Here is a 5,195-nt window from a genome sequence, read left to right on the forward strand (position 1 = left end):
CCAGCGCGGTCAGCGTCTCGATCAGCACCGCGGTCTGGATCGTCATGTGCAGCGAGCCGGTGATCCGAGCGCCCTTGAGCGGCTGCGACGCGCCGAACTCGTCGCGCAGCGCCATCAGGCCGGGCATCTCGGTCTCGGCGATCTCGATCTCCTTGCGACCGAAATCGGCGAGGGCGATGTCCTTGATGACGTAATCGGTGGTGCGGTCGAGCACGGTGGCCATTGCTGGTCTCCAGAGAGGGATGCGCCCGCCCCTAGCCCGGTGGCCCGCCGCGATCAAATATAAAGATATCTTTATGTCTGCTTAGGCAGTGCCCGTGCTGTTGGTCAGCAGCCGCGGATCGACGCCTGCGCTCTCATATGCTCGCACCCAGCGCTCCTCTGCCGGCGTATCGAAGATCAGCGACGGATCGGCCGGAACGTGGATCCAGCCCGGCCCCTGGAGCTCGCCGTCCAGCTGCCCTGCCCCCCAGCCGGCATAGCCCAGCGCCACCGACCAGCGGCTCGGACCCGTGCCGCCGGCGATCGCGCGCAGGATATCGACGGTGCCGGACAGCGCCCAGCGCCCCGCCACCTCGATCGTGTCCTGCCCGCTCCAGTCGCAGCTGTGCAGCACGAAGCCGCGGCGGGTCTCCACCGGCCCGCCAAAATGGATGGGCGCATCGGGCGAACTGCCCGGCGCGATCTCGAACTGCTCCAGCACGTCATGCAGGCCCAGGCCGTTGATCGTCGCACCGATGCCAATGCCGACCGCGCCATTCTCGTCATGCGCGCAGATCGCGATCGCCGCATGGGAGAAGCGGGGATCGGCCATTCCGGGCGTTGCGAGCAGGAACTGACCGGTCAAAAAGCGCGCTGCTTCCATCGCTTGCACGATAGCGCGGGCAGACGCCGCGCGCCAAGCTTGAATTCGTCGCAGGCGGCTGCGACCTAGCCGACCGCGCCCCTTTGGCGACACGGAGAGCATCATGACGATCGAAGTTGGCGACCGGCTGCCCAAGACGACCCTGGTCAAGGCGACCGCCGAGGGTCCGGAGGCGACCGATACCGAAACCTTCTTCGCCGGCCGCAAGGTCGCGCTGTTCGCGGTCCCGGGCGCCTTCACCCCGACCTGCTCGGCCAAGCACCTGCCCGGCTTCGTCGAGAAGCGCGAGGAACTGGCGGGCAAGGGCATCGACGAGATCGCCTGCACCTCGGTCAATGACGCCTTCGTGATGGCCGCCTGGTCCAAGTCCAGCGACGCGCAGGGGATCACCATGCTGTCCGATGGAAATGGCGACTTTGCCGAGGCGCTCGGCCTTACCATGGACGGATCGAAGTTCGGCATGGGCAAGCGCAGCCAGCGTTATTCGATGATCGTCGAGGATGGCGTCGTCACCCAGCTCAACGTCGAGGGGCCGGGCGAGTTCAGGGTCAGCAGCGCGGAGCACCTGCTCGGCAACCTCTGACCCGAACGCGCGTTGGCCATGGCGGGAAAGCAAGGAGTTACGTCATGGCCGACACCGCCACGAAGACCGATCAGACCTTCACCGATCGTGCGCGCGCTGCCGCGTCCAGCGCCGGCGAGTCGATCACTTCCGCTGCCTCGACCGCGGGCAGCAAGGTGACCTCGGTCGCCAGCGCAACCGCGCAGACGGTGCGCGCGCATCCGGCGGCGACCGCCGGGATCGTCGCGGGCGTCGCCGCCGCGGTGGCAGGCGGCGTCTATGCCGCCAGCCGTTCGGACGGTAGCAGCAAGGCGAGCGGCGCGCGCAAGTAGGTCGCATCGTCTTGCCAGTGTCATCCGGAGGGCCTAGCCGGCCCTCCGATGATCGCCAGCGACATCGTCACCGAGCTTGACCGGCTCTACACCGCGTCCGTGGGTCGTCTCCAGGCGGCTCTTTCAACGTTCCTCGCCGGCGGCGAGCCGCCCGCGGCGGACGCGCGCCGAGACGGCAGCTTCGCCTACCCCGAGATCCGGCTCCACTTCGCCGGCGGCCCCGACCGTCCCACCCCGCCGCGCTCGTTCGGCCGGCTGGTCACACCCGGCGACTATCGCATCAGCATCACCAAGCCGGCGCTGTTCGCGGACTATCTGGTTGAGCAGCTGACCCTGCTGATCGAGGATTACGACGTCACCGTCGAGGCGGTGCCCGGCTCGACCGAGATTCCCTTCCCCTATGTCCTCGATCCCGGCCACGCGCTGGCGATGGACGCGGTGTCCGCGGCGGAACTGGCGCGCTGGTTCCCCACCACCGAGCTCGCGCATATCGGCGACGAGATCGCCGACGGCCTGTGGTTTTCGGTCGACAGCACCCGCCCCCTCGCGCTGTTCGATGCGCTGCGCACCGACTTCAGCCTTGCGCGCCTGCGCCACTACACCGGCACCCCGCCCGAGCATGTCCAGCGCTACGTGCTGTTCACCAACTATCACCGCTATGTCGATGAATTCGCGCGCTGGGCGGCCGAGCAGGTCGGTGACCCCGACAGCCGCTTCACCGCTTTGTCCGCGCCGGGCGGCCTCCTCTTCCGCGCGGGCGACGATCCCGCGCTGCTGGACGACACCGCCGGCCGCCGCCTCCAAATGCCTGCCTATCACCTGATGGCGGACGACCGCACCGGCATCACCCTGGTCAACATCGGCGTCGGCCCGTCCAACGCCAAGACGATCACCGATCATCTCGCCGTGCTGCGGCCCGAGGCGTGGCTGATGATCGGTCATTGCGGCGGCCTCAGGCCCTCGCAGCGGATCGGCGACTACGTCCTCGCCCACGCATACCTCCGCGACGACCATGTGCTCGACGACATGCTGCCGCCCGAGATTCCGGTGCCGGCGATCGCCGAGGTGCAGCAGGCGCTCGCCCGCGCCGCCGAGACCGTGTCCGGCCAGTCGGGCGAGGAGCTCAAGCGCCGGCTGCGCACCGGCACCATCGTCACCACCGACGATCGCAACTGGGAACTGCGCTACAGTCGCTCCGCCCTGCGCTTTTCGCTCAGCCGCGCGGTCGGCATCGACATGGAGTCGGCCACCATCGCCGCGCAGGGTTATCGCTTCCGCGTTCCCTACGGCACCCTGCTGTGCGTCTCGGACAAGCCGCTCCACGGCGAGATCAAGCTGCCCGGCCAGGCCAACCGCTTCTACGAGCGCGCGATCGCCGAGCATATGAAGATCGGTATCGAGACCTGCGAGGAGCTGCGCCGCGAAGGCGCCAAGCTCCATAGCCGCAAGCTGCGCGCCTTCAACGAGCCGCCCTTCCGCTGACGTTCGGCTAAATCGGAAACCTCCGCCGCCCGAAGCGTTACGGGAACGCAATCAAACAGGGAGCGCGCAATGGCGGACGAGACCGAGACCCCGGAGACCAAGGCGGATACCAAGCCGGCCCCGCGCCGCCGCGCGCCGCGCAAGACCGCCGCTGCGGCCCCGTCCGAACCCAAGAAGACGACGCGCAGCCGCGCCAAGTCTGCGCCCAAGCCTGCGAGCACCGAGGCAGCCGCTTCCCCGACACCGCCCTCGCGCACGAAGCGCGCTGCCGCCCCGGCCAAGCCGCGCGCCTCCAAGCGCACCACGCCTGCGCCCAAGAAGCGCGCAGCGCCCAAGTCGACGATCGAGAAGGCGACCGACAAGGTCGGCGGCAAATGGGGTGCGGCCGCGGTGGTTGGCGGCCTCGCTGCGGCGGGTGCGGCGGCAGCGGCGCTGCTGTCGCTGCGCGGCTCCACCCCCGCCAAACCCGAGGCGCCCAAGGCTCCCGAGCCCCCCAAGCTCCTCGAACCCGCCACCAAGGCGCATCAGCCCGACGGCACCGATTCGTCGAAGTCGTTCGAGGCGGGGATCGCCGACGAGAACACGATTCCGGAGGCCTGAGCGGCTGCTTCTTTCGTCACCCCGGGCCTGACCGGGGGTCCCGCTGCCTTGTTCCGTCGAGAGAAGCGGGGCCCCGGATCAAGTCCGGGGCGACGAACCTGCTGCGGCTCCGCTCACTTCACCAGCGCGTAGTCGATCCACACGCTGACATTCTGCCGGATGTCCCCCGCCGATAACGGCGGGGGTGCTACTACCGGTGCCGGCGCGGCACTCATCATGCTGTCGCTGGTTACGTAAACTTCAGGGCCGGCTTGCCGTCCCCGTTCGCTGATCCGGATCACCCGCGCGATCCTCAGGCCCAGCCCGCTCGCATAGGCCTCCGCCTGCGCCTTCGCCTTGGCAAGCGCATCCGCCCGTGCCGCCGCCACCGCGTGTGTATCGTCAAGCAGCCCCAAGTCGGGCCCGTTCACCGAGTTGGCGCCCGCGCCGAACGCGGCGTCGATCACCTGAGAGGCGATCGCCAGCCGCGTCACCGTGACCGCCACGCTGTTGCGGGCCAGATAGCCGGTGATCCTAGTCTGGTCCTGTCGGTAGGTGCCCGGCTGCGGCGGTGCGAACTGCGGCTCCACGCTGATCTGCTGGGTGCGGATGTGCCGCGGCTCGACGCCCGCACCTCGCACCGCGGCTATCACTTTCGCCATCGCCTGCGCATTGGCGGCCGTCGCCTCGGCGGCACTCTGGCCGGTGGTGACCACGCCGGCGGAGACGAAGGCAGTGTCGGGCGCCACCGACACCTCCCCCTGCGCCTCTACCTCCAGCAGCGTCTCCCCCGGCTGAAGCTGCGCCGTCGCCGGCGACGCCGCCAGCGCCAGCGCGAAAGCGATCGTCCTCACCATCCCTGCGGCTTCCCCTTGTTCTGCTGGTCCAGCCACGCCTTCAGCGGCGCGAAATAGGCCAGCATCGCCTTGCCGCTCATCTCGCGGCTGCCGGTGAACGCCTGCAACGCCTCGGGCCAGGGCTTCGACTGGCCCATCGCCAGCATCGTGTTCAATTTCTCGCCGACCTGCTTGTCGCCATAGAAGGAGCAGCGATGCAGCGGCCCCGTCCAGCCCGCCTGCTTGCACGCCGCCTCGTAGAACTGGAACTGGAGCAGCCGGGCCAGGAAATAGCGGGTATAGGGCACGCCCGCCGCGACGTGATATTTGGCGGCCGGATCGAACTTGCTCTCGTCGCGCGGTGCCGGCGGCACGATCCCCTGATACTGGAGGCGAAGCTTGTCCCAGCCCGCCTGGAGCTGCCCGCTCGAGATCGCGCCCGAATAGACGCCCCAGCGATACTTGTCGATCAACAGGCCGAACGGCAGGAACGCCACCTTGTCCATCGCCTGGCGCAGCAGCAGGCCGATGTCCTTGTC

The 5,195-nt window shown here is 68.8% G+C and carries 8 protein-coding genes; 4 read left to right on the top strand and 4 right to left on the bottom strand.

Annotation, left to right across the window (positions count from 1 at the left end; genetic code table 11):
* Together ACFDTH_RS17200 and ACFDTH_RS17205 are read right to left on the bottom strand one after the other, a co-directional pair.
* On the bottom strand, nucleotides 1-223 hold a 223-nt coding region (locus ACFDTH_RS17200), incomplete at its 3' end, for an adenosylhomocysteinase (protein ID WP_375288784.1).
* Nucleotides 224-304: 81 nt separating this feature from the next.
* Nucleotides 305-865: a YqgE/AlgH family protein gene (locus tag ACFDTH_RS17205; protein ID WP_375288785.1), complete on the bottom strand. Its 561-nt coding sequence runs from the start codon at nucleotides 863-865 to the stop codon at nucleotides 305-307.
* Between the two features lie 103 nt (nucleotides 866-968).
* On the opposite strand from ACFDTH_RS17205, the gene ACFDTH_RS17210 reads away from it, so the two are divergent.
* From ACFDTH_RS17210 to ACFDTH_RS17225, 4 genes are all read left to right on the top strand, one after another.
* The gene (locus tag ACFDTH_RS17210) at nucleotides 969-1,448 is read left to right on the top strand and encodes a peroxiredoxin (protein WP_375288786.1); all 480 of its coding nucleotides are present in this window, start codon (nucleotides 969-971) and stop codon (nucleotides 1,446-1,448) included.
* Between the two features lie 44 nt (nucleotides 1,449-1,492).
* Entirely contained in the window at nucleotides 1,493-1,759 is a 267-nt protein-coding gene (locus ACFDTH_RS17215) for a hypothetical protein (RefSeq protein WP_375288787.1), read from the top strand.
* 48 nt (nucleotides 1,760-1,807) lie between these two features.
* Nucleotides 1,808-3,241 carry an AMP nucleosidase gene (locus ACFDTH_RS17220; RefSeq protein ID WP_375288788.1) on the top strand — a complete coding sequence of 478 codons (1,434 nt, stop codon included), beginning with the start codon at nucleotides 1,808-1,810 and terminating at the stop codon, nucleotides 3,239-3,241.
* A gap of 69 nt (nucleotides 3,242-3,310) precedes the next feature.
* Entirely contained in the window at nucleotides 3,311-3,841 is a 531-nt protein-coding gene (locus tag ACFDTH_RS17225) for a hypothetical protein (protein WP_375288789.1), read from the top strand.
* Nucleotides 3,842-3,954: 113 nt separating this feature from the next.
* On the opposite strand, the gene ACFDTH_RS17230 is transcribed toward ACFDTH_RS17225, so the two are convergent.
* Together ACFDTH_RS17230 and ACFDTH_RS17235 are read right to left on the bottom strand one after the other, a co-directional pair.
* Nucleotides 3,955-4,674 (bottom strand): SIMPL domain-containing protein, encoded by a 720-nt coding sequence (locus ACFDTH_RS17230; RefSeq protein WP_375288790.1) that lies wholly within the window; start codon nucleotides 4,672-4,674, stop codon nucleotides 3,955-3,957.
* On the bottom strand, nucleotides 4,671-5,195 hold a 525-nt coding region (locus tag ACFDTH_RS17235), incomplete at its 5' end, for a M2 family metallopeptidase (protein WP_375288791.1). The genes ACFDTH_RS17235 and ACFDTH_RS17230, both read right to left, overlap by 4 nt.

It is taken from the genome of Sphingomonas sp. (assembly GCF_042096255.1).
GTDB lineage: Bacteria > Pseudomonadota > Alphaproteobacteria > Sphingomonadales > Sphingomonadaceae > Sphingomonas.

Excerpts from the sequence above, each read along its gene's own strand:
- ACFDTH_RS17205 (WP_375288785.1), bottom strand. The coding sequence starts at position 865 with ATGGAAGCAGCGCGCTTTTTGACCGGTCAGTTCCTGCTCGCAACGCCC.
- ACFDTH_RS17210 (WP_375288786.1), top strand. The coding sequence starts at position 969 with ATGACGATCGAAGTTGGCGACCGGCTGCCCAAGACGACCCTGGTCAAG.
- ACFDTH_RS17215 (WP_375288787.1), top strand. The coding sequence starts at position 1,493 with ATGGCCGACACCGCCACGAAGACCGATCAGACCTTCACCGATCGTGCG.
- ACFDTH_RS17220 (WP_375288788.1), top strand. The coding sequence starts at position 1,808 with ATGATCGCCAGCGACATCGTCACCGAGCTTGACCGGCTCTACACCGCG.
- ACFDTH_RS17225 (WP_375288789.1), top strand. The coding sequence starts at position 3,311 with ATGGCGGACGAGACCGAGACCCCGGAGACCAAGGCGGATACCAAGCCG.